At 65.1% G+C, this 25,310-nt stretch carries 24 protein-coding genes, 1 tRNA gene and 1 pseudogene; 11 read left to right on the forward strand and 15 right to left on the reverse strand.

All coding sequences use genetic code 11. From position 1 onward, the window contains the following. Window positions 1-8: 8 nt before the first annotated feature. The gene (locus tag ACNJYA_RS01330) at window positions 9-1,139 is read left to right on the forward strand and encodes a DUF5938 domain-containing protein (RefSeq protein WP_439401896.1); all 1,131 of its coding nucleotides are present in this window, start codon (window positions 9-11) and stop codon (window positions 1,137-1,139) included. Between the two features lie 57 nt (window positions 1,140-1,196). Then, window positions 1,197-2,735, forward strand: a complete 1,539-nt coding sequence (locus tag ACNJYA_RS01335) for an acyl-CoA synthetase (protein WP_439401897.1) — start codon at window positions 1,197-1,199, stop codon at window positions 2,733-2,735. Window positions 2,736-2,996: 261 nt separating this feature from the next. On the opposite strand, the gene ACNJYA_RS01340 is transcribed toward ACNJYA_RS01335, so the two are convergent. From ACNJYA_RS01340 to ACNJYA_RS01390, 11 genes are all read right to left on the reverse strand, one after another. Then, window positions 2,997-3,929: an FAD binding domain-containing protein gene (locus tag ACNJYA_RS01340; protein ID WP_439401898.1), complete on the reverse strand. Its 933-nt coding sequence runs from the start codon at window positions 3,927-3,929 to the stop codon at window positions 2,997-2,999. Next, on the reverse strand, window positions 3,926-6,613 hold the full coding sequence (locus ACNJYA_RS01345) for a molybdopterin-dependent oxidoreductase (protein ID WP_439401899.1): 2,688 nt from the start codon (window positions 6,611-6,613) through the stop codon (window positions 3,926-3,928). Before ACNJYA_RS01345 ends, ACNJYA_RS01340 begins: the two co-directional genes overlap by 4 nt. Then, entirely contained in the window at window positions 6,610-7,251 is a 642-nt protein-coding gene (locus ACNJYA_RS01350) for a TetR/AcrR family transcriptional regulator (protein ID WP_439401900.1), read from the reverse strand. Before ACNJYA_RS01350 ends, ACNJYA_RS01345 begins: the two co-directional genes overlap by 4 nt. Window positions 7,252-7,687: 436 nt before the next feature. Continuing rightward, entirely contained in the window at window positions 7,688-7,960 is a 273-nt protein-coding gene (locus tag ACNJYA_RS01355) for a DUF1150 family protein (protein WP_018645064.1), read from the reverse strand. A 50-nt stretch (window positions 7,961-8,010) separates the two neighbouring features. Beyond that, entirely contained in the window at window positions 8,011-8,436 is a 426-nt protein-coding gene (locus tag ACNJYA_RS01360; RefSeq protein WP_025032962.1) for an Hsp20 family protein, read from the reverse strand. A 269-nt stretch (window positions 8,437-8,705) separates the two neighbouring features. After that, the gene (locus tag ACNJYA_RS01365; protein WP_212257731.1) at window positions 8,706-9,794 is read right to left on the reverse strand and encodes a sn-glycerol-3-phosphate import ATP-binding protein UgpC; all 1,089 of its coding nucleotides are present in this window, start codon (window positions 9,792-9,794) and stop codon (window positions 8,706-8,708) included. A 6-nt stretch (window positions 9,795-9,800) separates the two neighbouring features. Beyond that, window positions 9,801-10,649 (reverse strand): sn-glycerol-3-phosphate ABC transporter permease UgpE, encoded by an 849-nt coding sequence (gene ugpE, locus ACNJYA_RS01370; protein ID WP_172788610.1) that lies wholly within the window; start codon window positions 10,647-10,649, stop codon window positions 9,801-9,803. Then, window positions 10,649-11,530: a sn-glycerol-3-phosphate ABC transporter permease UgpA gene (gene ugpA / locus ACNJYA_RS01375; protein WP_260381527.1), complete on the reverse strand. Its 882-nt coding sequence runs from the start codon at window positions 11,528-11,530 to the stop codon at window positions 10,649-10,651. Before ugpA ends, ugpE begins: the two co-directional genes overlap by 1 nt. A 48-nt stretch (window positions 11,531-11,578) precedes the next feature. Next, the gene (ugpB, locus tag ACNJYA_RS01380; protein WP_439401901.1) at window positions 11,579-12,895 is read right to left on the reverse strand and encodes a sn-glycerol-3-phosphate ABC transporter substrate-binding protein UgpB; all 1,317 of its coding nucleotides are present in this window, start codon (window positions 12,893-12,895) and stop codon (window positions 11,579-11,581) included. A gap of 219 nt (window positions 12,896-13,114) precedes the next feature. After that, window positions 13,115-14,320 (reverse strand): CaiB/BaiF CoA transferase family protein, encoded by a 1,206-nt coding sequence (locus ACNJYA_RS01385; protein ID WP_439401902.1) that lies wholly within the window; start codon window positions 14,318-14,320, stop codon window positions 13,115-13,117. A 178-nt stretch (window positions 14,321-14,498) separates the two neighbouring features. Next, window positions 14,499-14,924: an organic hydroperoxide resistance protein gene (locus ACNJYA_RS01390; protein WP_018645071.1), complete on the reverse strand. Its 426-nt coding sequence runs from the start codon at window positions 14,922-14,924 to the stop codon at window positions 14,499-14,501. 155 nt (window positions 14,925-15,079) lie between these two features. On the opposite strand from ACNJYA_RS01390, the gene ACNJYA_RS01395 reads away from it, so the two are divergent. After that, window positions 15,080-15,538: a MarR family winged helix-turn-helix transcriptional regulator gene (locus ACNJYA_RS01395; protein ID WP_172788607.1), complete on the forward strand. Its 459-nt coding sequence runs from the start codon at window positions 15,080-15,082 to the stop codon at window positions 15,536-15,538. 3 nt (window positions 15,539-15,541) lie between these two features. On the opposite strand, the pseudogene ACNJYA_RS01400 reads toward ACNJYA_RS01395, so the two are convergent. From ACNJYA_RS01400 to ACNJYA_RS01410, 3 genes and pseudogenes are all read right to left on the reverse strand, one after another. After that, window positions 15,542-15,777: pseudogene (locus ACNJYA_RS01400) on the reverse strand (GIY-YIG nuclease family protein). 158 nt (window positions 15,778-15,935) lie between these two features. After that, window positions 15,936-16,011 (reverse strand) — tRNA-Ala (locus ACNJYA_RS01405). 95 nt (window positions 16,012-16,106) lie between these two features. Beyond that, a complete protein-coding gene (locus ACNJYA_RS01410; protein ID WP_172788606.1) occupies window positions 16,107-16,514 on the reverse strand; it encodes a TIGR02300 family protein in 408 nt (135 codons plus the stop codon). A 158-nt stretch (window positions 16,515-16,672) separates the two neighbouring features. Here ACNJYA_RS01410 and aroA point away from each other — a divergent pair, with 158 nt between their 5' ends. The 8 genes from aroA to trpB all read left to right on the forward strand — a co-directional run bounded on the left by aroA (window position 16,673) and on the right by trpB (window position 24,866). Then, window positions 16,673-18,010, forward strand: coding sequence for a 3-phosphoshikimate 1-carboxyvinyltransferase (aroA, locus tag ACNJYA_RS01415; RefSeq protein ID WP_439401903.1), 1,338 nt, complete (start codon window positions 16,673-16,675; stop codon window positions 18,008-18,010). After that, complete coding sequence (gene cmk / locus ACNJYA_RS01420; protein ID WP_172788604.1) at window positions 18,007-18,645, forward strand: (d)CMP kinase; 639 nt, start codon at window positions 18,007-18,009, stop codon at window positions 18,643-18,645. Before aroA ends, cmk begins: the two co-directional genes overlap by 4 nt. Window positions 18,646-18,912: 267 nt before the next feature. Beyond that, window positions 18,913-20,619, forward strand: coding sequence for a 30S ribosomal protein S1 (gene rpsA / locus ACNJYA_RS01425; protein WP_172788603.1), 1,707 nt, complete (start codon window positions 18,913-18,915; stop codon window positions 20,617-20,619). A gap of 360 nt (window positions 20,620-20,979) precedes the next feature. After that, window positions 20,980-21,960, forward strand: a complete 981-nt coding sequence (gene sppA / locus ACNJYA_RS01430; RefSeq protein WP_260381533.1) for a signal peptide peptidase SppA — start codon at window positions 20,980-20,982, stop codon at window positions 21,958-21,960. A gap of 172 nt (window positions 21,961-22,132) precedes the next feature. Continuing rightward, window positions 22,133-22,438, forward strand: a complete 306-nt coding sequence (locus ACNJYA_RS01435) for an integration host factor subunit beta (RefSeq protein ID WP_124162406.1) — start codon at window positions 22,133-22,135, stop codon at window positions 22,436-22,438. Between the two features lie 82 nt (window positions 22,439-22,520). Beyond that, window positions 22,521-22,913, forward strand: a complete 393-nt coding sequence (locus ACNJYA_RS01440) for a lipopolysaccharide assembly protein LapA domain-containing protein (RefSeq protein ID WP_439401904.1) — start codon at window positions 22,521-22,523, stop codon at window positions 22,911-22,913. A gap of 67 nt (window positions 22,914-22,980) precedes the next feature. Then, window positions 22,981-23,652, forward strand: coding sequence for a phosphoribosylanthranilate isomerase (locus ACNJYA_RS01445; RefSeq protein ID WP_439365135.1), 672 nt, complete (start codon window positions 22,981-22,983; stop codon window positions 23,650-23,652). Continuing rightward, window positions 23,649-24,866 carry a tryptophan synthase subunit beta gene (gene trpB, locus ACNJYA_RS01450; RefSeq protein ID WP_439365136.1) on the forward strand — a complete coding sequence of 406 codons (1,218 nt, stop codon included), beginning with the start codon at window positions 23,649-23,651 and terminating at the stop codon, window positions 24,864-24,866. Before ACNJYA_RS01445 ends, trpB begins: the two co-directional genes overlap by 4 nt. Before the next feature lie 79 nt (window positions 24,867-24,945). Here the strand turns inward: trpB and ACNJYA_RS01455 are convergent, their stop codons facing one another. Next, the gene (locus tag ACNJYA_RS01455; RefSeq protein WP_439365137.1) at window positions 24,946-25,290 is read right to left on the reverse strand and encodes an endonuclease domain-containing protein; all 345 of its coding nucleotides are present in this window, start codon (window positions 25,288-25,290) and stop codon (window positions 24,946-24,948) included. Window positions 25,291-25,310 lie beyond the last annotated feature (20 nt).

Genomic DNA, 25,310 nt, shown 5'->3' on the forward strand with positions numbered 1-25,310 from the left:
GAACGAGCATGAGCGCGAAGAAGCCCGTCATCGTCTATGGCGCGTCCGGCTATACCGGCCGCCTGGTCTGCGAATACTTACGCGAATACAACATCCCCTTCATCGCCGCCGGCCGCAGCGCGGAGAAGCTCAACGCCGCAATGAAGGCGAACGTGGCCGGCATCGAGACCGCCGACTACGAGGTGGTGGAAGTGCCGCACACCGTGAGCGCACTGACGGAGTTGTTCAACGGCGCCTCGGTGGTGCTCAACACCGTGGGTCCCTTCGCCAGGTTCGGAGGCGAGGTGGTGCAGGCCTGTTGGGCTTCCCGGTGCCACTACACCGACACGACAGGCGAGCAGGACTGGTTGATCACGCTCGAGCAGGAGTGGGGCACCAAGTTCGCCAATGCCGGCCCGCTGCTCGCGCCGGGCATCGCGCAGATGTACACCACCGGCGAGATCGCCGCGCAGCTGTGCCTGGAGACGCCCGGCCTCGACACACTGGATATCGCCGTGTTCTGGGGCGGCAGCCCGACCATCGCCTCGACCCAGACCATCCTGGTCAACGCCGCGATGGCAAAAGCCTACTATTTGGAACAGAACAAGTATGTCGAGCATCAGCCCGACGCCGGTCTCTACAACCTCGCCATCCCCGGCCAGCATGAGCTGGCGCTGGCGCTGCCCTGGGGCGGCACCTCGCACCCGGTGTGGTTCAAGCGCGATCCGCGCGTCGCCAACGTGAAGGTGCTGGGCGGCGTGTTCAACCGCGCGCTGATGCTGGGCGTGCCGCAGATCGTCGCCGCCGCGCTGGATGCGACCAAGGACATGAGCCCCGACGACCGCTATGCCGCGTTGGCGCAGACTGCCGCCGGCGTGATGAACACCATGCCGCCGCGGGAGAACCCGCGCGTCAACAAGTCGCTGGATTCGGTTCATGCCTCCGGCCCGTTGGGGCGCGCGCACTGCGTCATCAACGGCAACAGCAATTACAAGCAGACCGGCTTGCTGCAGGCCTATGCCGCGGCGCACCTGCTGCAGCAGCCGCCCAAGCGCGTGGGCTTCGCCTCGGGCTGCCAGGCCTTCGGTCACCACGAGCTCCTCGGCCAGCTGCGGAGCTTCGGGCTGGTCAGCAGACCGATCCTCACCGTGCACGACTGAGCAGGATCGCGGGTGGCGCGGTCGCGCGCCACCCGCCAGCCGTTTCGGGGATTGATCATGCGCTTTATCGATTACCTCGACAAAGGTGCCTCGCTCGGCGCCGATGCGCCGTGCCTGACCATGGACGGGCGCGATCTCAGCTATCGCGAGGTGCAGTTGCTGAGCTACCGGGTCGCGCGCGGACTCGCGCGATCGGGTATTGCTGCTGGCGAGAAGGTCGCAATTCTTTCCGGCAACGATCCGGTCGCGTTCGCATGCGTGTTTGGCATCTCCCGCGCGGGCTCGGTTTGGTGCCCCATCAATCCGCGCAACGAGGCGGCCGAAAACCGGCTCATCCTCGACCAATTCGACTGCAACCTGCTGCTGTTTCATTCGAGCTTCGCGCCGATGGTCGAGGCGGTGCGTGCAGAGCTGCCGAAGCTGCGCGTCCTGGTCTGCCTCGATGCCGAGCTGCCCTTCGCGCCCTCGTTCGACGGCTGGCTCGCTGGCCTCCCCACCCACCCATATCAACGCGAGACGGTCGACGATCTCGCGATGATTCCCGGCACCGGCGGCACCACCGGAAAGCCGAAGGGAGTCATGCTGTCGGGCCGCAACATCGAGGCCATGACGGCACTGACACTGATGGGCTATCCCTTCAGGGGTCGCCCGGTCTATCTCGCGCTCGCGCCGTTGACCCATGCGGCCGGCGTGCTGTGCTTTCCGATCATGGCGCTCGGCGGCCGCATCGTGATCATGCATCACCCCGACATCGCCGAATTCCTCGATTTGATCGAGCGCTACCGTGTCACGCACACCTTCCTGCCGCCGACATTGATCTACATGCTGCTCGATCACCCCAGGCTCGACTCCACGAAGCTCGGGTCTCTGCAATGCTTCTGGTACGGCGCGGCACCGATCTCGGCCGCACGGCTTGCGGAGGCGCTCCAGCGCATCGGGCCGATGGCGCAGCTGTTCGGCCAGACTGAAGCGCCGATGATGATTTCGATGATGGCACCCGGCGAGCATTACAATGCTGACGGCACGATCGCGATGGAGCGCCTCGCCTCGGCGGGGCGGATCAGCCCGTTGGTGCAGGCCGGCATCATGGATGGCGACGGCAATTTGCTGCCCACCGGTTCACGCGGCGAGATCGTGGTTCGCGGCTCGCTGGTGATGCAAGGCTATTACAAAAACCCTGAAGCCACGGCGGAGGCCTCCGCGCATGGCTGGCACCACACTGGCGACATCGGCTACGTCGACGACGAGGGTTACCTCTATATCGTCGACCGCGCCAAGGACATGATCATCACCGGCGGGTTCAACGTCTACTCGATCGAGGTCGAGAACGCGCTGCGGGCGCACGAGGCAGTCCAGGATTGCGCCGTGATCGGCCTTCCGGACGAGAAATGGGGTGAGCGGATCGTCGCCGTGGTGCAGCCCCGTGCCGGCCAGAGCGTCGATGCGACGGCGCTGGCGGCCTTCGTCAAGCAGCGGATCGGCAGCGTCAAGACACCGAAGCAGATCGAAGTCTGGCACGATCTGCCGCGCTCCAAGGTCGGCAAGGTGCTGAAGCCGGATATCCGAGCGCGGCTGGCAGGTCGCTCCGGCGGCTAGAGCGTGATGAATTGAGGCTTGATCGCCCAACGACGAAGGTGCGCTCCCTCTCCCGCTTGCGGGAGAGGGTTGGGGAGAGGGTGCTTCCGCAATGGGACAATCCCCAAGAGGAGGAAGCCCTCACCCGGCGCGCGGGACGATGCTTCGCATCGCCCGGACGCGCCGACCTCTCCCGCATCCGCCTTCGCCAAGGCTTCGGCGGACAAGAGCGAGAGAGGTGAACGAGCCGCGGCAATCGATTCGACCTAAAGCCATTCCGCTCTAATCCGAGAGCCGCTCCAGCACGTCGCGCACCAGCCCTTGCAGAAGATCGAGCTTGTAGGCCGTCATCGGCAATGGTTTGGCACCCGAGCTCGCCGCTTTCGCCGCTTCCGCGATCGATGCCGCATTGGCAGTCTTGCCACTGAGCGCGACTTCCACGGCGGTGAGGCGAACCGGCACGGGCGCGACGCCGCCGGCAGCGAGACGCACGAGCTGGAACTTGCCGCCGGCGATCACGACGCGGGCGCAGAGCTCCACCAGCGGCCATTCCGCATAGGTCCGGCTGATCGCCCGCTTGTAGGAAGCGCGCTCGCCCTGAAGCGGAGCGGGAAGCGCAATGCTCTTGATCATCTCGCCTGCTGCGAGTGTATGATCGGCGTGCGAGACCGAGCCGTCGCCGAGCAGGTCGGCAATCGTCAATCCGCTGCGCCGGTCCGTGGTGATGGTCGCATCATAGGCGAGCAGAGCCGCCGCCATGGTCGAAGGATGCGGCGCGACACACGGGCCGAGATCGAAGGCAACGCCATAGAGGTGATTGCCGGACCGGGCGGGGCAGGTGCTGCCGCCTTTCTTCAGGCAATCGATGTCGGCCCGGCGGAAATACCAGCAGCGTGAACGCTGCGCGAGATTGCCGCCGAGCGTTGCAACCTGGCGCACCTGTGGCGTGGCGAGCCCTTGCGCGCTCGCCGCAATACCGGGATAGGCAGCGGCGATGCGCGCGTCGGTCGCGATCGTGGCGATGGTGGCAAGCGCGCCGATCTCGGCTGCTCCGTCGGCGTCCCAAGTGATCGTCTTGTCGCCGGTGGCCGAGATATCGATCAGCATTCCCTGCGACACGCCGCTGCGGCGGCGTTCGCTGAAGTCGGTGCCTCCGGCGCGGAATTCCGGCGTAGGCTTGGCAGTGGGCTTGGCGGTCATGACGGCGACACTCATGCTGCATCCCTCCCTTTCAGCGCGGCCACCAGACGATCGGGCCGGAACGGAATTTCGGTCAGTCTCACGCCGATCGCATCGCGGATGGCGTTGGCGATCGCGGGCGAGGTCGGCACGGTGGCGACTTCGCCGATGCCGACGCTGCCGCCCGGCACATGCTCGAAACCGGCCTCGTCGAAATGCACTTCCAGTTTCGGCATGTCGGCAATCCCCGGAATGCGGTAATCCTCCATGCTGCCGCTCAGGATGTGGCCGCTCGAAGGATCGGTCTCCCGCGACTCATAGAGTGCGTAGCCGATGCCCTGGATCACCGCGCCTGCGGCCTGGCTTCGCGCCAGCGCCGGCGCAGCGAGCTTGCCGATCGCGAGGCCCGTATAGGCGTTGAGCACGCGCACATGGCCGAGCCAGGTATCGACCTCGACTTCCATCACCTGGACCGAGCTCGGCACGCCGGCGCCGACCACCATGTGGTTCATCAGACGCAGCACCCAACCGAACACCCGGCCCATGATGCCCGCCTCGTGCAGCGCGGGCCTGACGCCGGGCGGCGGCCTGCCGTCCTCCTGGCGTCTCGCCGACACGGCGATATCAGGAGAAGCCGCGATCATCTCGCGCCATGGCGCGTTCGAGCCCGGAGCAGGTGTGCGAGACGCGGTGCGCTTGATTTCCGCTTTCAGCTTGTCGATGGCAAGCAAGGTCGGCGGCACCACCGAGGCGGTGACGCGGCTGCCGCCGGAGCCCGGTCCGGGCGGCAGGTTGGAGCGGCCGATGCGAACGTCCACATCCTGCGGCTCGAGATCGAACGCCTTCGCGACGGTGTTCGCGATCACGCTGCGCGTGCCCGTGCCGATATCCTGTACCGCGCAGCTTGCGACGATGCGTCCGCCCTTGATCGCGAGTTCGACCGAGGAGCCGGTCTGCCAGAGATAGAGCCAGTAGCCGGTGGCGACGCCGACGCCGCGCCGGTAGCGGCCGGTTTGCGAGGCGGCCGGCTTGCGGCTCTTCCAGACGTCGAGGCCGGCGGCCCAGTCGTACAGTCGCTGGCGGTTGGGATCGGGGTCCCAGAGCCTGCGCAATTGAATCGGATCGACCTTCATGCGCAGCGCCGCTTCGTCGACCGCCTGCTCCAGCGCAAACGACATCGGTGGACCGCCGGGGCCGCGGAACGGCGCGCCGGGCGGCAAATTGCTGAGCACGTCGAAGTCGACGAGCTCTTTTGCTTCGGCCGGATAGATCAGCCGCGCCAGGCCCGCGATCAGCGAGTTCACGGCGGCGCCGGTATCGGCATGGGCGGTGAGCGACAGCGCCTTGAGGCGGCCTTCCGCCGAAGGCAGCAAGGACAGCTTCAGCTCGGCGGCCGGACGATAGCCGGCGACGGAAAGCTCTTCTTCACGATCGAAGGCGACACGCACCGGCGCCTTCGCGGCGCGCGCAAGCTCGATTGCGGCGATGGTCTCCAGCCCGACGCTGCCCTTGGAGCCGAACCCGCCGCCGACATGATCGGCGATCACACGCACCTTGTCGTGCGGAAGGCCATAACGCTTGGCGATCTTCTCCATGCTCTCGTGAATGGCCTGGGTCGAGATGTGCACAATGAGCTGATCGCCATCGAACCTGGCCACCGCGGCATGTGGTTCGAGGCTTGCGTGCTGTTGCGTCGAGACGCGGAAGGTTTCCTCGACCAGCAGCGGATTGCGTTGCGCCCGCGCTTCGTCGAGCCAGCTCCTGGCCTGCTTGGCCTTTTGCGAGAACGGCGCCGAAGGCCCGCGCACATTGCCCTTCCACGACACCGGAGCGCCGCCGGCGCCCTCGGACACGTTGCCGGCACGTTTGCGGTCCTTCTTTTCGAACACGACCGGCGCATCGTCGCGTCGCGCTGCATCGAGCCCGATCACGGCGGGCAAAGGCTCGGAGTTGAAGCTGATCGCGGCAATTGCCTGCAGCGCGGTGCGGCGATCCTTGGCTGCGACGGCTGCAATCGGCGCACCGACGAAGCGAATGACGTTATCATCGTCGAGCAGCGGAACGACCGCGGCAACACCGGCAATGGCGTGCGCCGGCGCCAGATCGAGACCGGTGATCCTCGCATGCGCGACGTGCGCGCGCAGGATGACGCCTTCGAGCTGGCCGTCATGGCCGATGTCGACCGTGTAGCGGGCCAGTCCCGTCACCTTGTCGCGGGCTTCCAGCCGCGGCGCGATGGGATCGTTGCCGTCGAAGCGGCCTGAACAAGCCTCCGCCACCGCGCGAAAAATGCCTTCATAGGCGCCGCAGCGGCAGAGATGTCCCGATAGCGCGGCGGCGATCTCCTCGCGCGAGGGCGTCGCCGCGCCCTTGGTCGCGCGCCAGCTGTCATGGAAGGCGGTGGCATCGACGACAAAGCCGGGCGTGCAGAAGCCGCATTGCAGGGCGTCGTGCGCCATGAACGCCTTCTGCACCGGATGCAATCCGGCTGCTCCGACGCCCTCGATGGTCGTCAGCGATTTGTCGGCGGCCGCCTGCGCCGGCAACAGGCAGCTCACGACCGGCGTGCCGTCGAGCAGCACGGTGCAGGCGCCGCAGACGCCGGAGCCGCAGACGAGTTTGGTGCCGGTGAGGCCGCCATCGCGGATCACGTCGATCAAGAGCGCATCCGGATCGTCGGGCAGCACCAGGGGCCGTCCATTGATAGTCGTGGTGGTCATTTTCGAACTCCCGGTTTGCGGTGGGACTTCTTTGCGGACGGCGCCATTGCGCCGGCGATCAGCATGCGCAGCATGGTCTCGAGCTGTTTCAGGAACGCGTCGACCGGCTGCATGGAAGGGAAAGCGGATTTGGTGCCGTGGATCGCCATCTCGACGCAGCGCGCGAGCTCGCGCACGCTGACGCCGCTTTCGAGGTTAAGCTTTCGCTTGCGGCACACCCGCGCGATCGTGGTTGCGATCTCGTCGGCGAAACGGTTGGAATAGCTCTGGTAGAGATCGCGCGCCTGCGCGAGGTGCTCGGAAAACAGCTCCTCGGTGTGGGGCGAGTCCTTGAGCGAAGCGAGCAGCGACTGCATCCGCGCGCCGATTTCGGCGACCAGGATGTCGGCAAGCTCGAGGCCGGCCTCTTCCGCCGCCTTCGCTGCCGCGATTTCGGCAGCGAGCCCCTGCGCGTAGATCCGCTCGAGCACGGCGCGAAACAGCGCCTCCTTGGAGGCGAAGTGATGATAGAGCGCCTGCCGCGTCAGTCCGGCTTCCTCCGCCGCCTGCTCGATCGAGGAGCGGCGGAAGCCGTGGCGCCGGAACACGCGCAAGGCAGCGTCGAGGATCCGGTCCTGGGGAGGGGCCTTGGCCTGCATTTTGTCAGATTTGACAAAGATGCAGGAACTGTCAAATCACGGATTGATGAGGTCTCGTGCGCGCAAGAGCCAGGGACGCCCCCGCACCCAGGGCTATCGCAATTGAGGTTTTCCCCTGCGGCCATCCTTCGAGACGCCCGCCTGAGGCGGGCTCCTCAGGATGAGGGCGGGGTGCGCGGCAGCAGTTTCAACGGGCGCTGACGCTGATGAGCCTCATCCTGAGGAGGCGCGTTAGCGCCGTCTCGAAGGACGAGGCGTGCGCGCAGGCCGCCGCCACAAGTCATATGTGATAGCCCTGCCGGGTGCGGGCGGGGAAGTCGCCGAATTCCCGCTGGCTGGCGATGGCGCCGCGAAAACGTCACCTCTCAAATGAAAACGGGCACGCCTTCTTGCGAAGGCATGCCCGCCAAAACTCTATTCGTGCGACGAGCGCGCTTTAGTGCACGCTCACCGCTTGAAGCTCGTTGCTCCAGGCGTTGGCGACCGCGGCTTCCCGGCTGTCGGTCAGCATGATCGGCGTGCCGTCGGCGGCGTGGAGGGCGAACAGCTTGAGGCCCGGCGCGATCTTGGGCGCCTCGGGGAACAGGTCCGGTACGTCTTCGGAACGGATCTGCTTCACATAGGCGATATGGCCTTCGCCCAGGGTTGCCAGCGTCTCCGGAGAGACGTTCTTGGCTTCGTATTCGAACGCAACGTGACCTTCACTCATGGTCTCGACTCCTCTGGAACACTAAGCGGTCGAGTCCGCTACTCGTTCCATTATTCGTGCTCATTGATAGCGATTGTCTTAACGATCCGCTCCGGTTCAGGCCGGGCCAGATCGATCGACAACAGCCCGTTCTTCAGATCCGCACCCAGCACCAGCATCCCCTCCGCCAGCACGAAGGTGCGCTGGAAGTGGCGCGCGGCGATGCCGCGATGGATGTATTGCCGGGATTTGTCGTCCTGCTGCCGCCCGCGGATCACGAGCTGGTTTTCCTCAATGGTTACATCGAGTTGGTCGCGCGTAAATCCGGCGACCGCCAGCGTGATGCGCAAACGCTCGGGCTGGCCGTCCGTGCGGTCGCACCTCTCGATATTGTAGGGAGGATAACCGTCGGCGCCTTTGACGACCCGATCGAGCACGCGCTCGATCTCGTCGAAGCCCAGCAGGAAGGGACTGGAGAGCGTTGGAACACGAGACATAGTTTACAAAGTCCTCTCGAAGCGACTTTGGTGCATCAGGGCCCGCGAACGGCACCCCTTGATCAGCAATATGGGCATGTTCCCCTGTGGGTTCAAGCAGGTAGCGGGGATCGCTGTGGATGGGCGATTTTCCCCACTCGCCGGATGTCTCCGGTTCGTCATGGCCGGCATGACCAGTTTGGAGGCGATTTATCCCAGCAAAAACAAACCCCCTCCTACTGTGCATGGGGTTGTTTTCGCACTTTTGTTGTCTGGCCCTTCGGATCCCCTCAGGCCTCGATCCGCTTCCGTCCGTCGCCGCTGAACAGATGCAGCTTCGCCCGCACCGCCGCGACGCGGATTCTCGCGCCGATGGCGGGCGCCTGGGTTCCGGGAATGCGGACGATGACCTCGCCGGGCGGCAGCTCGCCGGGCGTGGCGGCGACGCGCTGGTCCTCCTGCTCGCGGGAGCCGTAGACGAAGGTTTCGGCGCCGACGCGCTCGATCGCTTCCACGGTGAGCGGCAGGGCGACGCCGCCGGCCGGCGTTTCGTCGGTGATGACAAAGTCCTCCGGGCGGATGCCGAGGATGCCGGCATCGGCAGCAGTGCTGCCGGCGAGCTGCGACCGGATCTCCTCGGGCCGCGTCGACATCAGGTTCATCGGCGGGGCGCCGATGAAGGAGGCGACGAAGGTCGTCGCCGGCTTCTCGTAGATCGCCAGCGGATTGCCGACCTGCTCGACCTGGCCGCCGTTCATCACGACGAGAATATCGGCGAGCGTCATCGCCTCGAGCTGGTCATGGGTGACGTAGATCGACGTCGTGTTGAGCCGGCGCTGCAATTTGCGGATCTCGACCCGCATCGCGATGCGCAGCTTGGCGTCGAGGTTGGAGAGCGGCTCGTCGAACAGAAACACCTTCGGCTGGCGCACGATGGCGCGGCCCATGGCGACGCGCTGGCGCTGGCCGCCGGAGAGCTGGCGCGGCTTGCGCTCCAGCATGGCGGAGAGCTCGAGCACGCGCGCGGCTTCCTCGACGCGGGTCTTGATCTCGGCCTCGGCCATGCCGCGGTTGCGCAGGCCATAGGCCATGTTGTTGTAGACGCTCATATGCGGATAGAGCGCATAGTTTTGGAACACCATCGCGATGTCGCGATCGGCGGGTTCGATCTGGTTGACGACGCGGCCGCCGATGTCGATCTCGCCGCCGGTGACCGTCTCCAGCCCCGCGACCATGCGCAGCAGCGTGGACTTGCCGCAGCCGCTTGGTCCGACCAGCACGCAGAACTGTCCGTCGCCGACATCGACGTCGACGCCCTTGATGGCCTCGAAGCCGCCGGGATAGGTTTTGCGGACACTGCGCAGGGTGACGTTGGCCATAAGTCTCTACTTCTCCGTCTCGACCAGGCCGCGCACGAACAATTTCTGCATGGCGACGACGACGAACACCGGCGGCAGCATGGCCAGCACGGCGGTTGCCATCACGATCGGCCATTCGGTCAGCGCGTCGGTGGTGGTGATCATCTTGCGGATGCCGATCTGGATCGTCTGCATGTCGTCGCGCGTGGTGATCAAGAGCGGCCAGAGATATTGATTCCAGCCGAGGATGAACAGGATCACGAACAGCGCCGCCATGTTGGTGCGCGACAGCGGCAGCAGCGTATCCCAGAAGAAGCGCAAGGGGCCGGCGCCGTCGATGCGCGAGGCCTCCAACAGCTCGTCCGGTACGGTCATGAAGAACTGGCGGAACAGCAGCGTCGCGGTGGCCGATGCGATCAGCGGCAGCGACAGGCCGGCATAGCTGTCGAGCATGTGCAGGTCGGCGACGATCTTGTAGGTCGGATAGATGCGGACCTCGACCGGGAGCATCAAGGTGATGAAGATGAGCCAGAAGATCGGCATCCGGAACGGGAAGCGGAAATACACGATCGCATAGGCCGAGATGATCGAGATCGCGATCTTGCCCACCGCGATCAGCAGCGCCATCACCAGCGAGTTCAGCATCATGTTGCCGACCGGCTCGCGGGTCGAGCCGCTCGTGCCGACGAAGATGGTCTGGTAGTAGGTCTCGAAGAAGTGGCCGCCGGGCAGCAGCGACATCTGCCCGTTCGCGATCACGGCGTTGTCCTGGGTCGAGGCGACGATCGCGATGTAGACCGGGAAGGCGACGATCGCGATTCCGATCCATAGGATGATATGGGCGACGTAGCGCCGAAAGCCCTCTTCCTCGACCATCAGTAGGTCACCTTGCGTTCGACGAAGCGGAACTGGATGCCCGTGAGCACGATCACCATGATCATCAGGATCACCGACTGCGCCGCCGAGCTGCCGAGATTGCCGCCGAGCAGGCCGTCGGAATAGACCTTGTAGACCAGCGTCTCGGTCGACTTGCCGGGGCCGCCGCGGGTCATGGTGTCGATGATGCCGAACGTGTCGAAGAAGGCGTAGACGATGTTGACGACCAGGAGGAAGAAGATGGTCGGCGACAGCAGCGGGAAGGTCACGGTCCAGAACCTGCGCATCGGGCGCGCGCCGTCGATCGCGGCGGCCTCGAGCACGCTTCTGGGGATGCTCTGCAGGCCGGCGAGGAAGAACAGGAAGTTGTAGGAGATCTGCTTCCAGGCGGCGGCCAGGATGATCAGCGATGCGGCCTGGTCGCCGTCGAGCAGCGGATTCCAGTCGATGCCCAGAGTGCGCAGGTAGCGCGAGAGCACGCCGAGCGAGGGATGCAGCATGAAGATCCAGAGCACGCCGACCACGGGCGGCGCCACCGCATAGGGCCAGATCAGCAGCGTGCGGTAGAGCATCGAGCCGCGCAGCGGCTTGTCCGCCATCACGGCGAGCAGCAGCGCGAACGACAGCGACGACACCGCGATCGCGAACGAGAAGAAGAAGGTGCGCAGGATCGCCTCGAAATAGGCGCGCTCCCTGAACAGCTCGAGATAATTGTCGAACCAGACGAAGCTGGTCGAGAGGCCGAAGGCGTCTTGGAGCAGGAAGGACTGGATCACCGCCTGCAAGGCCGGCCAGTAGAAGAAAATCAGGACGATCGCGAGCTGCGGCGCAACCAGCGCATAGGGCAACAGCTTCGACTGGAAAATGGCTTGCTTTTGCATGATGCCCCAGAGAAGCGGCAGGCCGGTGACGGCCTGCCGCTGGTCGCCTTACTTCACGGCGGTCTTTTCGAACTGGCGCAGCATGGTGTTGCCGCGCTCGACGGCGGCGTCCAGCGCCTGCTTGGCGGTCTTCTTCCCCGCCAGCGCCTGCTCGATCTCCTCCGCCCAGACGTCACGGAGCTGCACCATGTTGCCGAGGCGCAGGCCGCGCGAATTCTCGGTCGGCTCCTTGTTGGTCAGCTCGAGCAGCGGCGTCTCGAGATAGGGCTGGTCCTTGTAGAAGCCCTCGGCCTTGGCCTTCTCATAGGCCGCCTTGGTGATCGGCAGATAGCCGGAGGCCTTGTGGATGTAGACCTGGCGATCGGTGTCCGAGAGGAAGGTGAGGAACTTCGCGACGCCCTTGTAATCGTCCGCCGGCTTGCCGCCCATCACCCAGAGCGAGGCACCGCCGATGATCGAGTTCTGCGGCGCGCCCTTGGCGTCCGGATAATAGGGCATCGGCACCGCGGTGAAGGCGAACTTGGCCTGCGCCTTGACGTTGCCGAAGAACGCCGACGAGGTCAGGTAGAGCGGGCATTCGCCCGACGTGAAGCGGCCTTCGCCGGTATTGGTGCGGCCGGCATAGTCGTAGGTCTTGTCCTTCTGGAGCTCGACCAGGTTCTCGAGATGCTTGACCTGGAGCGGCCCGTTGAAGGAGAGCACGGTGTCGAAGCCGTCGAGGCCGTTGGCCTTGGTCGACAGCGGCACGTTGTGCCAGGCGGACAGCTGCTCGAGATTGACCCAGGTGACCCAGGAGTTGGAGAAGCCGCAGGTGGCATGGCCGGCCGCCTTCAGCTTCTTGGCGGCGTCGAACACTTCAGGCCAGGTCTTCGGGATCTCGACATTGGCCTTCTTCAGCTCGTCGAGGTTGACCCACATCACGGTCGACGACGAGTTGAAGGGGAAGGACAGCATCTCGCCTTTCGAGGTCGAGTAGTAGCCGGTGATCGCGGGCAGATAGGCCTTCGGATCGAACTTCTCGCCGGTCTCGGCCATCAGCTTGTAGACCGGCTTCACGGCGCCGGTCGCGGCCATCATGGTGGCGGTGCCGACCTCGAACACCTGCATGATGTGCGGCGCGTTGCCGGCGCGGAACGCGGCGATGCCAGCGTTCATCGTATCGGCGTAGTTGCCCTTGTAGGTCGGGATCACCTTGTAGTCGCTCTGCGTGGCGTTGAAGTCGTTGGCGAGCTTGACGATGACGTCGTTGTTGGCGCCGGTCATCGCGTGCCACCACTGGATTTCGGTCACGGCAAGTGCCGGCGAGGCGCCTAGCCCAACCGCGAATGCGGCAGCAGCAGCCGCGCCAAAATGTCGAAGAGCCATCAAGAAAACCTCCCTTGCCCGTCACTAAGAAGCGCTTGCGCTAGCAGCGCCATATGACGTTCACATGACTGTGTAAGCGGGAGAAACGAAAGCAGCAAGCGCCGCCAAATGGGAAGTCGTCAAATAGGCGAACACGGAGCGGTCAGCCACCGCCGTTCGCGCTGCACATGCGTGCGCGCGCCGCAGTGCGGCATTGGTTGATGTGAAGGGTGAGGGCCCCTAGCGTTTCCGCTCGGGACCGCAGACCGTGCCCTTTTCGACCATCGCGTCGATCTCGGCCTTGGAGTAGCCGAACTCGCCCAGCACCTCGGCCGCGTGCTGGCTGAATTTCGGCGGCACGCGGCGCAGGCTGGGCTTGCTGCGGTCGAGCCGGATCGGCGAGGCGACGCCCTTGTACCAGTCCTTCTCGATAATATCGCCGCGCGCGATCGTGTGCGGGTTGGTCAGCGCCTGGTCGATCTTCTGCACAGGCCCCGCAGGCAGGCCCGCCGCGAGCAGGCGATTACACAGCGGCTCGGCCTCGTGCTGGCTGAACACGGCGGCCAGCTCGGCGCGCAGCGCCTCGCGATTGGCGATGCGGTCCTTGTTGCGGGCAAAGCGCGGGTCGGTGCCGAGCTCGGGCTTGCCGATCTCCTTGGCGAGCTTGCGGAAGGTGCCGTCGTTGCCGACGCCAATGAAGATGTTGTCGGTCTTGGTCGGGAAGATCGCGTAAGGCACGAGGTTCGGATGCTCGTTGCCGGTGAGGCTCGGCGGCTTGCCATGCATGAAATAATTCGCGGTGTGCGGATGCATGATGGCAAGGCCGGTCTCGTACAGCGTCGTCTCCAGGAACTGGCCCTTGCCCGACCGCTGCCGCTCCGACAGCGCCATCAGGATGCCGATCGCCGCATAAAGTCCGGTGGTGATGTCGACCAGCGGCACGCCGATCCGCATCGGCCCGCTCTCGGGCGAGCCGGTCGCCGCGATCATGCCGGTCATGGCCTGGATGATGGCGTCATAGCCGGGATTGCCGCCGCGCGGGCCGTCGGCGCCAAAGCCGCAGATCCGGCAATGCACGAGGCGCGGGAATTTCTTGCCGAGGACGTCGTTGCCGATGCCCCATTTCTCCAGCGTGCCCGGCTTGAAATTCTCGATCAGGACGTCGGCCGTCTCCAGCATCTTGAGCAGCACGACACGCCCGCCTTCGGAGGCGAGGTCGAGGCCGATCGAGCGCTTGTTGCGGTTGATGCCGACGAAATAGGCCGCATCCTCCTCGTGGAACGGAGGGCCCCATTCGCGCACCTCGTCGCCCGCGGGCGGCTCGACCTTGATTACGTCGGCGCCGTGGTCGGCGAGGATCTGGGTGCAGTAGGGACCGCCGAGCACACGCGTGAGATCGATGACGCGCAGTCCGCTCATGGCACCCGTTGCGGCTTCAGAACTCATGCCTTCGCTTCTCCTGTGTCGACGTTCGAGCACAGGCCTAGCGAGGTTTGTTTGCGCCAGCAATGGGCCCTCGCGTAGGGCCGCATGCGCGGCTGCGCTGCCATGCCGCGGCGTGGCAAATTCGATCGGAAGCGGCCGGCCCGAGGGGGATCCCGGGCCAGCCAATCCGCGCTGCCGATCAGACGACCGTCAGGCGAACGTCGACATTGCCGCGCGTGGCATTGGAGTACGGGCACACCTGGTGCGCCTTGGCGACCAGCGCCTCGGCCTCCGCGCGGGCAAGGCCCGGCAGCGAGACGGCAAGATCGATGTCGAGGCCGAAGCCGCCTTCCGAGCGCGGGCCGATGCCGACGGTCGAGGTGACGGAGGCATCGGCCGGAACCTTCGGGCCGCCCTGCGAAGCCACGAACTTCATCGCGCCGATGAAGCAGGCAGCATAGCCGGCCGCGAACAGCTGCTCGGGATTGTTGCCGGCGCCGCCGCCACCGCCGAGCTCCTTCGGCGTGGTGAGCTTGACGTCGAGCGCGCCGTCGAGGGTCGCAGCATGGCCGTCGCGGCCGCCGGTGGCCTTGGCGCTGGTCTTGTAGAGGACGTTCACGGACATTTTCGTCTCCTCGGGTCTTTCCAGGTTGGGGTGTGAGCTTTATCGCAGGCAATTAGATTGCGCGCAATCTAAATCGGCGCGTCTCACATTTAATTGTTCGCAATTGAATGCGCCGCCGGCCGGGCCCAGAATGGGAGAAACGCACGAGATTCGTCATGGCCCGGAAATCAACGGCGGTCGACCCGCTTCGCCTCGACAACCAGATCTGCTTCGCGGTCTATTCCGCCACGCACGCCTTCAACCGCGTCTACAAGCCGCTGCTCGATCGGCTCGGCCTGACCTATCCGCAATATCTGGTCATGCTGGTGCTGTGGGAGCGCGACGACGTGCCGGTGAAGGACATCGGCGAGAAGCTGTTCCTGGATTCGGGCACGCTGACGCCGCTGCTCAAGCGGCTCGAGGCCGCCCATCTCGTCAAGCGCACCCGCTCGCGCGAGGACGAACGCCAGGTGCTGATCGCCCTGACGCCGCAGGGCCATGCACTGAAGGAAAAGGCGCGCGCCGTGCCGCACTCGATCCTGGCGGCATCGGACTGCTCGGTGTCGGAGCTGGTGGCGATGAAAGACGAGATCGTCGCGCTGAGGGATCGGCTGAATGCGGTGATCGGGGAGTAGGGGTTAGAGCCGCTTCTTGGCGAAGGCGCGACCGGACGCTGACTTCAAGTACTTCTCGAATGCGACGGCCTGCTTCTCGTTGCTGAATGCGACGTAAGTCTTGAGACGCCAAGGCCCGTATTTCGAGGTGTGGGGCACCTCGCCAGCATTGTGCTTTGCCAGTCTGGTTCGCAGGTCGTCGGTGATCCCGACATAAAAGTGAAGGGAATCGAGGCTCTCAGAATGTAGACGTATTTCACGGCACACTCCCCAGTCGTCGAGGGGGAGCTTACACCCGCGTTCTATCTGATGGGGCCCGGATTCGCCCTTCGGGCTACGCCGCGGCAGCCTTCGCTCACTTCGCTACGATGGAGCGGGGCTGGCTTGCCGAGCCGTAGCTCGCGAAGCGAGCGAAGGCTGGTGGAGCCAGGCGGGATCGAACCGCCGACCTCTTGCATGCCATGCAAGCGCTCTCCCAGCTGAGCTATGGCCCCTTAACCTTAGACGGGGTGAACCTGGTCGATCACCCCGGACCGGCGAGCCTTTCCGACTCGCGCGGTGCACCCTTTTTCACAGATCAGGGCTGATCTCAAGTCTCTTCATCACCTCCGACATCACCAATGATGTCGGTCACGTCCTCATCGCCCTCTTCCTCGTCGGCAATGAAGGTCGAATCGTCGTCATCATCGTCGTCGAGGGTCTCGTCGACCTCGATATCGTCCTCCGATTCGGGCACGACGGCCTTGACCTTGCCGGTGTTCTCCTCGGCATCGGCCTCCTCGAGCGAGACCAATTCCTCGGCCTCTGCCGGCTCCGGCGCGTTGTCCTGTGCCATGTTGCGGGCCTCGGCCCCACGGGGCGCGCGCGCAGGAGCAACCGGGGCGATCGGCACCACTTCGCCGGTATAGGGCGAGATCACCGGATTCTTGTTGAGGTCATAGAACTTCTTGCCCGTGGTCGGGCAAATACGTTTGGTTCCGAGTTCGGACTTGGCCACGGCAGGAATCCTGGGAATGTCTGAAAAGCGGTGCTTCACTTGGCTAGTTGGCGGCCCGCTGTCAATAGCGCATTACGGGAGAACGACATGCCCGTGACGGGGCGCGGACCATGTGATACCTGCGCGCCAGCCCATCGGGCCTATTCAAGGACACAATCTTGACCCATTCCGACCAACCGAGACCGCTCCAGTCTCGCGCCAGCGGGCCCCTGACCGGGAAAGTACGGGTGCCCGGCGACAAGTCGATCTCCCACCGCGCCCTGATCCTGGGCGCGCTCGCGGTCGGCGAGACCAGAATTTCGGGCCTGCTCGAGGGCGAGGACGTCCTCAACACCGCCAAATCGATGCAGGCGCTGGGTGCCAGGGTCGAGCGCACCGGCGATTTCGCCTGGAGGGTCAACGGCGTCGGGGTCGGAGGCTTCGCCCCGCCCAATGCGCCGCTGGATTTCGGCAATTCCGGCACCGGCTGCCGGCTGGTCATGGGCGCCGTGGCCGGCTGCCCGATTTCGGCGGTGTTCGACGGCGATGCCTCGCTGCGCAGCCGTCCCATGCGCCGGATCCTCGATCCATTGGAAAAGATGGGTGCCAAGGTCACCGCGGGCAGCGAGGGCGGGCGCCTGCCGCTGACCCTCCAGGGCGCGGGCGATCCGCTGCCGATCACCTACAAGACCCCGGTCGCCTCGGCCCAGATCAAATCGGCCGTGCTGCTGGCGGGCCTGGCTGCCCCGGGCGTCACCACTGTCATCGAGAGCGAGGCCAGCCGCGACCACACCGAGCTGATGCTGAGGCATTTCGGTGCCGACATCACCTCGGTCCAGGAAGGCCAGCACGGCCGCCGCATCACGCTGGTCGGCCAGCCCGAGCTGCGCGGCGCCAATGTCGTGGTGCCCGCCGATCCCTCGTCGGCCGCCTTCCCGATCGTCGCGGCGCTGATCGTCGAGGGCTCCGATGTCGTGCTGTCCGATGTCATGACCAATCCGCTGCGCACCGGCCTGTTCACCACGCTGCGCGAAATGGGCGCCTCCATCGAGGAGAGCGAAGTGCGGGGCGATGCCGGCGAGCCGATGGCGCAATTGCGCGTGCGCGCCTCGAAACTGCGCGGCGTCGAGGTGCCGCCGGAGCGCGCGCCGTCGATGATCGACGAATATCTGGTGCTGGCGGTGGCGGCGTCGTTCGCCGAAGGCACCACGATCATGCGCGGCCTGCAGGAGCTGCGCGTCAAGGAATCCGATCGCCTGGAGGCGACCGCCGCCATGCTCCGCGTCAACGGTGTCAAGGTCGAGGTCTCCGGCGACGATCTGATCGTCGAGGGCCGCGGCCACGTCCCGGGCGGCGGCACTGTCGCCACCCACATGGACCACCGCATCGCGATGTCCGCGCTGGTGATGGGGTGGGCCTCCGATCAGCCCGTGACCGTCGACGACACCGCCTTCATCGCCACCAGCTTTCCGGATTTCATTCCGATGATGGGTTCGTTAGGGGCCGAGTTCTCATGATCATCGCCATCGACGGGCCCGCGGCCTCGGGCAAGGGGACGCTCGGCAAGCGTCTCGCCCACCATTACGGCTATCGTCATCTCGATACCGGCGTGATCTATCGTGCGGTGGCCTATGCCCTGATGCAGTCAGGGCACGATCTCAACGACGAGGCGGCTGCGGTGCAGGCCGCATTGGAGCTCGATCCCGAAAAGTTCGGCAATCCTGCGCTGAAGACCCAGAAGGCCGGCGAGGGCGCCTCGATCGTCTCGGCAATCCCTCGGGTTCGCGAGGTTCTGGTGAATTTCCAGCGGCAATTCGCCGCCGATCCGCCGGGCGCCGTGCTCGACGGCCGGGATATTGGAACCGTGATCTGCCCCCACGCCGACGTGAAGATCTTCGTGGTCGCCGACCCCAAGGTCCGCGCCCGCCGCCGCACCATGGAGGCCAGGGCGCGGGGCGAGGATGCGGACGAGGCGGCCGTGCTCGCCGACATCCTCCAGCGCGACGAACGCGACAAGAACCGGCCGATTGCGCCTTTAAAACCGGCCCCGGATGCTTACTTGCTAGATAACTCCCAACTGGATATAGAAGGCGGCGTCCGGGCCGCCATCGACATTATCGAGGCTGTCCGAGCGGGCCGGTCGCGGGGTTAAGCCGCCGCCGTCATTGGAGGAAGTGCCCGCTCCCGCTCTTTGAGGTCGATACGCTTCGTCCCGGTTTCGGGACCGGCGCGATCCAGGTTCCGGACAAAGCTTTCAACGTATCGAACGCGCGGGCCTCAGCCGGCCCGCTTCCGCTGTTCTGGTCGCAAGGCCGGGGCAACGAGCGGTCGCTCGAAGGTCTTGCGGACCTTCCGACACTGCGCGCGCGATGCGCCCATGAACCCAACGGCCGGCAAGACATCCGCAACTGGAGAACAAATGGCTTCGACTTCTGCTGATACCTATAGCCCGTCGCGCGACGATTTCGCCGCGATGCTCGACGAGTCCTTCGCAGGCGGCAACCTGCAGGAAAGCTCCGTCGTCAAGGGCAAGGTGGTTGCAATTGAAAAGGACATGGCCGTCATCGACGTCGGCCTGAAGACCGAGGGCCGCGTTGCGCTGCGCGAATTTTCCGGCCCCGGCCGTGACTCTGACCTCAAGGTCGGCGACGAGGTGGAAGTGTTCCTCGATCGTATCGAGAACGCCCTCGGCGAAGCCGTGCTGTCGCGCGACAAGGCGCGCCGCGAAGAGAGCTGGGGCAAGCTGGAGAAGGCGTTCCAGAACAACGAGAAGGTCAACGGCGTCATCTTCAACCAGGTCAAGGGCGGCTTCACCGTCGACCTCGACGGAGCCGTGGCCTTCCTGCCGCGCTCGCAGGTCGACATCCGTCCGATCCGCGACGTTGCGCCGCTGATGAACAACTCGCAGCCGTTCCAGATTCTCAAGATGGACCGACGCCGCGGCAACATCGTGGTGTCCCGCCGCACGGTGCTCGAAGAGACCCGCGCCGAGCAGCGCCAGGAGCTGGTGCAGAACCTCGAAGAGGGTCAGGTCATCGACGGCGTGGTCAAGAACATCACCGACTACGGTGCGTTCGTCGACCTCGGCGGCATTGACGGCCTCCTGCACGTCACCGACATCGCGTGGCGCCGCGTCAACCATCCGACCGAGGTGCTCTCGATCGGCCAGACCGTGAAGGTCAAGATCATCAAGATCAACCACGAGACGCACCGCATCTCGCTGGGCATGAAGCAGCTGCTGGACGATCCGTGGCAGGGCATCGAAGCCAAGTACCCGCTGGGTGCCCGCTTCACCGGCCGCGTCACCAACATCACCGATTACGGTGCGTTCGTCGAGCTCGAGCCGGGCATCGAAGGCCTGATCCACGTCTCCGAGATGTCGTGGACCAAGAAGAACATGCACCCCGGCAAGATCGTGTCGACCTCGCAGGAAGTCGACGTGCAGGTGCTGGAAGTCGATTCCGTCAAGCGCCGCATCTCGCTCGGCCTCAAGCAGACCATGCGCAACCCCTGGGAGGTCTTCGTCGAGAAGCATCCGACCGGTTCGGTTGTCGAGGGCGAGGTCAAGAACAAGACCGAGTTCGGTCTGTTCCTGGGTCTCGAGGGCGACGTCGACGGCATGGTCCACCTCTCCGATCTCGACTGGAAGCTTCCGGGCGAGCAGGTGATCGACAACTACAAGAAGGGCGACATGGTGAAGGCCGTGGTGCTCGATGTGGACGTCGAGAAGGAGCGCATCTCGCTCGGCATCAAGCAGCTCGAAGGCGACCCCTTCGCCGAGCCGGGCGATGTCAAGAAGGGCGCGGTCGTGACCTGCGAAGTGCTCGAAGTGAAGGAGAGCGGTATCGAGGTGAAGATCGCCGGTACCGACTTCACCACCTTCATCAAGCGCTCGGAGCTCGCCCGTGACCGCAACGACCAGCGCGCCGAACGCTTCGCCGTCGGTGAGAAGGTCGATGCCCGCGTGATCCAGTTCGACAAGAAGGCCCGCAAGGTCCAGGTGTCGATCAAGGCGCTCGAAGTCGCCGAAGAAAAGGAAGCCATCGCGCAGTACGGCTCCTCGGATTCGGGTGCGACGCTCGGTGACATCCTCGGCACCGCGCTCAAGAACCGCGACAGCAAGTAAGCGAAACGTCCGTTTTGCTGCATCAAGGCCCCGGCGCAAGCCGGGGCTTTTTTGTTGCGGCATACGCGACTGTCGTCCCGGGGCGCGCGAAGCGCGATCCCGGGACCCATAACCCCAGGGAGGAGTTTGACGAAGACCCGGAGTTGCCAGCTCGCGCGACGACTCCTCCCTGGGTTATGGATCCCGCCCCCGTGCGCAATTGCGCACTAGGCGGGGATGACGACTGCGTTTGCGGCGACCTGCGCGTCCCCCACGAGGCCTTGTTTTCTTCAAATTGCGCCGCAATTGATGTATCCAGATAGGCCGATGGTCACGCCGTGACGGCACAACGCGCCTGATCTTTCATTTGGAGATATTCCGATGTCGCTCGATTCGGACATCATCGTCGATCGCCGCAGGATTCGCCGCAAGCTGACGTTCTGGCGCGTCATCGCGGCGCTGATCGCGATCGCGGCGATTGCAAGCTTCGCACTGATTGCGACACCCGGTGCACGCGGCACCTTCGCATCGGCCGGCTCGATCGCGCGCGTCCATATCGAGGGATTGATCCGCAGCGATTCCGATCGCACGCAGGCGCTGGAGCGGCTCGAGAATTCGCAGGCCGCCGCCGTCATCGTTCACATCAACTCGCCCGGCGGCACCACGGCCGGGTCCGAGCAGCTCTATGACTCGCTCGTCCGTCTCAAGGCGAAAAAGCCGCTGGTCGTGGTGGTGGAGGGCCTGGCTGCCTCCGGAGGCTACATCACGGCGATTGCAAGCGACCACATCGTCGCCCAACAGAGCTCGCTGGTCGGGTCGATCGGCGTGCTGTTCCAGTACCCCAACGTGACCGAGCTCCTGAAGACCATCGGCGTGAAGGTCGAGGAGGTGAAGTCCTCGCCGCTGAAGGCAGCGCCCAACGGTTTTGAGCCGACCAGTCCCGAGGCGCGCGCCGCGCTCGATGCGCTGGTGAAGGATTCCTATGCCTGGTTCAAGGGAATGGTGAAGGAGCGGCGTGGCATGGATGACACGCAGCTCGAAAAAGTTGCCGACGGCCGCGTCTTCACCGGGCGCCAGGCGATCGATCTCAAGCTGATCGACCAGATCGGCGACGAGAAGACGGCCGTGACCTGGCTGGTCGAGCAGAAGGGCGTCAAGAAGGGGCTTCCCGTGCGCGATTACAAGCTCCAGCCGCGCTTCGGCGACCTGCCGTTCCTGAAGACCGCGGCCGCATTGACGCTAGAAGCGCTCGGTTTGGGGTCGATCGCGCACCAGATCGGGCAAACCGGCGTCGCACAGGCGGTGGATCGGCTCGGAATGGATGGCATGCTGGCCTTGTGGCAGCCGGCTGCGTCCAACTGACCGTCGGCAGGCGAGTTCCAGAGCTTTTTCCCGTCCGGCGCGTGCCGGCGCAGCCTGCTTTTTCGGCATTTGTCACGTATTTTCACGACGCCCAACCTTGATTTAGCGTCTTGACAGATCACGGTATTTTCACGGAAATGGTCATCCGCATGCTTCCGGGTCCTATCTCTCGATGATCAAATCCGAACTTGTTCAGCGTATCGCCGAGCACAACCCGCATCTGTACCAGCGGGATGTCGAGAACATTGTGAATGCGATTCTCGAAGAGATCGTAGCGGCGCTTGCACGCGGAGATCGCGTCGAGCTGCGCGGCTTCGGTGCCTTCTCGGTCAAGCATCGCCCTGCGCGCGCAGGGCGCAATCCACGCACCGGCGCCCATGTGCCCGTCGATCAGAAGAGCGTTCCGTTCTTCAAGACCGGCAAGGAAATGCGCGAGCGGCTGAACCGCGACCATCCGGATCCCGGCGGCGCAGACTGAAGCGCGATGTGAGCGCGCTTGAGGGTTTTTCGCGGTCGCACAGGATGCGGCCGCAAGCTTGATTCAAGGCGAGCGAAGCGAGATGCGAAAGTTCCTGACCGCGCTGATCGTGATTCCGCTGGGCCTGATCCTGGTGGCGTTCGCCGTCGCCAACCGGCATTTCGTCACCGTCTCCTTCGACCCCTTCATTGCCGACGACCCATCGCTGTCGATTACCCTGCCGCTGTTCCTGCTGCTGATCCTGGCGGCGGCCCTGGGCGTCGTCGCGGGCGGCTCCGCCGTCTGGTTCGGCCAGCGGCGCTGGCGGCGCGCGGCGCGCCGGAATGACGCGGAGGCCCGGATTGCCAGGGCCGAACTGGCCGATCTGCGGGCCCAGGCGACCGCGGCGAAGCCGGCGTCCCAGCGCCTTCCCGTTCCCTCCGGGACGGGCCTGTACGGGCCCGTCGGGCGAGACAAGCAGCGCGCGACGTTGTAGAAGCGGCCCCGACCGAAAAGCCCCGTTTTCCGGCCGCGGACCTGCGGCCTCTACCCGCTTTGAGACCATGTCCCTGCTCGTCAAGATCTGCGGCCTGTCCACGCCCGAGACGCTCGAAACGGCGCTCGGCGCCGGCGCCGACATGGTCGGGTTCGTGTTCTTCCCGCCGTCGCCGCGGCACCTGTCCCTGGAGCTCGGCCGCGATCTTGGCCGTCAGGTGCAGCGGCGTGCGCTCAAGGTGGCGCTCACGGTCGATGCCGATGACGCAACGCTCGACAACATCATGGACGCGCTGTCGCCGGACATTTTCCAGCTCCACGGCAAGGAGAGCGTCGCGCGGCTGCGCGACATCAAGCACCGCTTCGGCCGCCCGGTCATGAAGGCGGTGCCGGTCGCAACCTCAGCCGATCTCGCGGTGCTGCCCGGTTACGCCGCCGTCGCCGACCGCATCCTGTTCGACGCGCGCGCGCCGAAGGATGCGACGCGGCCCGGCGGTCTCGGGGAACCGTTCGACTGGCACCTGCTCGAAAACCTCGATCTGAAACTGCCCTACATGGTCTCGGGCGGGCTGCACGCCGACAATCTCGCTGAGGCCCTTCGCGTCACCCGCGCCGGCGGCGTCGACGTGTCCTCCGGTGTCGAGAGCGCCCCCGGCGTGAAAGACCCGGAGATGATCAAGGCCTTCATCCGCGCCGCGCGCGCAAGCAAAGATGCAAGTCAAGAGTTGAGCGTCCGATGAACATCGCCAAGCCAAACTCCTACCGCAGCGGCCCGGACGAGCGCGGCCATTTCGGCATTTTCGGCGGACGCTTCGTCGCCGAAACGCTGATGCCGCTGATCCTCGATCTGGAGAAGGCCTACACCGCGGCCAAGGCTGATCCGGCGTTTCAGGCCGAGATGAACGGCTATCTCAAGAACTATGTCGGCCGGCCCTCGCCGCTCTATTTCGCCGAGCGCCTCACCTCACATCTCGGCGGCGCCAAGATCTACCTCAAGCGTGAAGAGCTCAACCACACCGGCTCGCACAAGGTGAACAACGTGCTCGGCCAGATCATGCTGGCGCGGCGCATGGGCAAGAAGCGCATCATCGCCGAGACCGGCGCGGGTCAGCATGGCGTCGCCACCGCGACGCTGTGCGCGCGCTTCGGCCTCGAATGCGTGGTCTATATGGGCGCCGTCGACGTCGAGCGGCAGCAGCCCAACGTCATCCGCATGGAGATGCTGGGCGCGAAGGTGATGCCGGTGCAGTCGGGCACGCGCACGCTCAAGGACGCCATGAACGAGGCGCTGCGCGACTGGGTCACCAACGTGCACAACACGTTCTATTGCATCGGCACGGTGGCGGGCCCGCATCCCTATCCGACGCTTGTGCGCGATTTCCAGTCGGTCATCGGCGACGAGACCAAGGCGCAGATGCAGGAGATCGAGGGCCGCCTGCCGGATTCGCTGGTCGCCTGCATCGGCGGTGGCTCCAACGCGATGGGCCTGTTCCATCCGTTCCTCGACGATCCCGCGGTCGAAATCTTCGGCGTCGAAGCTGCCGGCCATGGCCTCACCCAGCTGCATGCCGCCTCGATCGCGGGCGGCCGTCCCGGCGTTCTCCACGGCAACCGCACCTATCTCTTGATGGACGCCGACGGCCAGATCCAGGACGCGCATTCGATCTCGGCGGGTCTCGATTATCCCGGCATCGGCCCCGAGCATTCCTGGCTGCACGAGGTCGGCCGCGTGAATTATCTCTCCGCAACCGACGACGAGGCGCTCGCCGCGTTCCAGCTGCTGTCCAAGCTCGAAGGCATCATCCCCGCGCTCGAGCCCGCGCATGCCATTGCCAAGGTGATGGAGCTCGCGCCGAAGCGGCCCAGGGATCACCTGATGGTCGTCAATCTCTCCGGCCGCGGCGACAAGGACGTCCCGCAGGTCGGCGACATCCTGAGGGGCAAGAACAAGTGAGGAGTGTGTCGCACTCTCTTCACCTCTCCCCGTCGGGGAGAGGTCGGCTGCGAAGCAGCCGGGTGAGGGGCCTCTCCGCTTACTCGAACCTCAGTGAGGTCTCGATAAGCTCCAGGACGCCCTCGAGATTCTCGTACACATCGGTGTTCGAAACGCGCAAGACCAGGAAACCACAGGACTCGAGCACCTTGGTTCTGGCTTCGTCACGTTCGATCTGGGACGGGCTGGAATGCGTGACGCCGTCAACCTCTATGATGAGCTTACCGTCCAGCGTCACGAAATCGACCACAAACCGGTCCACCGGATGCTGGCGGCGAAACTTCCAGCGGGCGAGCTGCCGGTTGCGCAGCGCCTGCCAAAGCTTTGCTTCCGCGCTCGTCTGTGACTCGCGGAGCCGTCGCGCTCTCGACTTGAATCGCTCCATCCCCCTCACCCGGCTGCTTC

Source organism: Bradyrhizobium sp. BLXBL-01 (assembly GCF_051853025.1).
In the GTDB taxonomy this organism is placed as follows: domain Bacteria; phylum Pseudomonadota; class Alphaproteobacteria; order Rhizobiales; family Xanthobacteraceae; genus Bradyrhizobium.

What these genes read in the sequence shown, in the direction of transcription:
- ACNJYA_RS01330 (WP_439401896.1), top strand. Translation starts at nt 9, where the DNA reads ATGAGCGCGAAGAAGCCCGTCATCGTCTATGGCGCGTCCGGCTATACC.
- ACNJYA_RS01335 (WP_439401897.1), top strand. Translation starts at nt 1,197, where the DNA reads ATGCGCTTTATCGATTACCTCGACAAAGGTGCCTCGCTCGGCGCCGAT.
- ACNJYA_RS01340 (WP_439401898.1), bottom strand. Translation starts at nt 3,929, where the DNA reads ATGAGTGTCGCCGTCATGACCGCCAAGCCCACTGCCAAGCCTACGCCG.
- ACNJYA_RS01345 (WP_439401899.1), bottom strand. Translation starts at nt 6,613, where the DNA reads ATGACCACCACGACTATCAATGGACGGCCCCTGGTGCTGCCCGACGAT.
- ACNJYA_RS01350 (WP_439401900.1), bottom strand. Translation starts at nt 7,251, where the DNA reads ATGCAGGCCAAGGCCCCTCCCCAGGACCGGATCCTCGACGCTGCCTTG.
- ACNJYA_RS01355 (WP_018645064.1), bottom strand. Translation starts at nt 7,960, where the DNA reads ATGAGTGAAGGTCACGTTGCGTTCGAATACGAAGCCAAGAACGTCTCT.
- ACNJYA_RS01360 (WP_025032962.1), bottom strand. Translation starts at nt 8,436, where the DNA reads ATGTCTCGTGTTCCAACGCTCTCCAGTCCCTTCCTGCTGGGCTTCGAC.
- ACNJYA_RS01365 (WP_212257731.1), bottom strand. Translation starts at nt 9,794, where the DNA reads ATGGCCAACGTCACCCTGCGCAGTGTCCGCAAAACCTATCCCGGCGGC.
- ugpE (WP_172788610.1), bottom strand. Translation starts at nt 10,649, where the DNA reads ATGGTCGAGGAAGAGGGCTTTCGGCGCTACGTCGCCCATATCATCCTA.
- ugpA (WP_260381527.1), bottom strand. Translation starts at nt 11,530, where the DNA reads ATGCAAAAGCAAGCCATTTTCCAGTCGAAGCTGTTGCCCTATGCGCTG.
- ugpB (WP_439401901.1), bottom strand. Translation starts at nt 12,895, where the DNA reads ATGGCTCTTCGACATTTTGGCGCGGCTGCTGCTGCCGCATTCGCGGTT.
- ACNJYA_RS01385 (WP_439401902.1), bottom strand. Translation starts at nt 14,320, where the DNA reads ATGAGTTCTGAAGCCGCAACGGGTGCCATGAGCGGACTGCGCGTCATC.
- ACNJYA_RS01390 (WP_018645071.1), bottom strand. Translation starts at nt 14,924, where the DNA reads ATGTCCGTGAACGTCCTCTACAAGACCAGCGCCAAGGCCACCGGCGGC.
- ACNJYA_RS01395 (WP_172788607.1), top strand. Translation starts at nt 15,080, where the DNA reads ATGGCCCGGAAATCAACGGCGGTCGACCCGCTTCGCCTCGACAACCAG.
- cmk (WP_172788604.1), top strand. Translation starts at nt 18,007, where the DNA reads ATGATCATCGCCATCGACGGGCCCGCGGCCTCGGGCAAGGGGACGCTC.
- rpsA (WP_172788603.1), top strand. Translation starts at nt 18,913, where the DNA reads ATGGCTTCGACTTCTGCTGATACCTATAGCCCGTCGCGCGACGATTTC.
- sppA (WP_260381533.1), top strand. Translation starts at nt 20,980, where the DNA reads ATGTCGCTCGATTCGGACATCATCGTCGATCGCCGCAGGATTCGCCGC.
- ACNJYA_RS01435 (WP_124162406.1), top strand. Translation starts at nt 22,133, where the DNA reads ATGATCAAATCCGAACTTGTTCAGCGTATCGCCGAGCACAACCCGCAT.
- ACNJYA_RS01440 (WP_439401904.1), top strand. Translation starts at nt 22,521, where the DNA reads ATGCGAAAGTTCCTGACCGCGCTGATCGTGATTCCGCTGGGCCTGATC.
- ACNJYA_RS01445 (WP_439365135.1), top strand. Translation starts at nt 22,981, where the DNA reads ATGTCCCTGCTCGTCAAGATCTGCGGCCTGTCCACGCCCGAGACGCTC.
- trpB (WP_439365136.1), top strand. Translation starts at nt 23,649, where the DNA reads ATGAACATCGCCAAGCCAAACTCCTACCGCAGCGGCCCGGACGAGCGC.
- ACNJYA_RS01455 (WP_439365137.1), bottom strand. Translation starts at nt 25,290, where the DNA reads ATGGAGCGATTCAAGTCGAGAGCGCGACGGCTCCGCGAGTCACAGACG.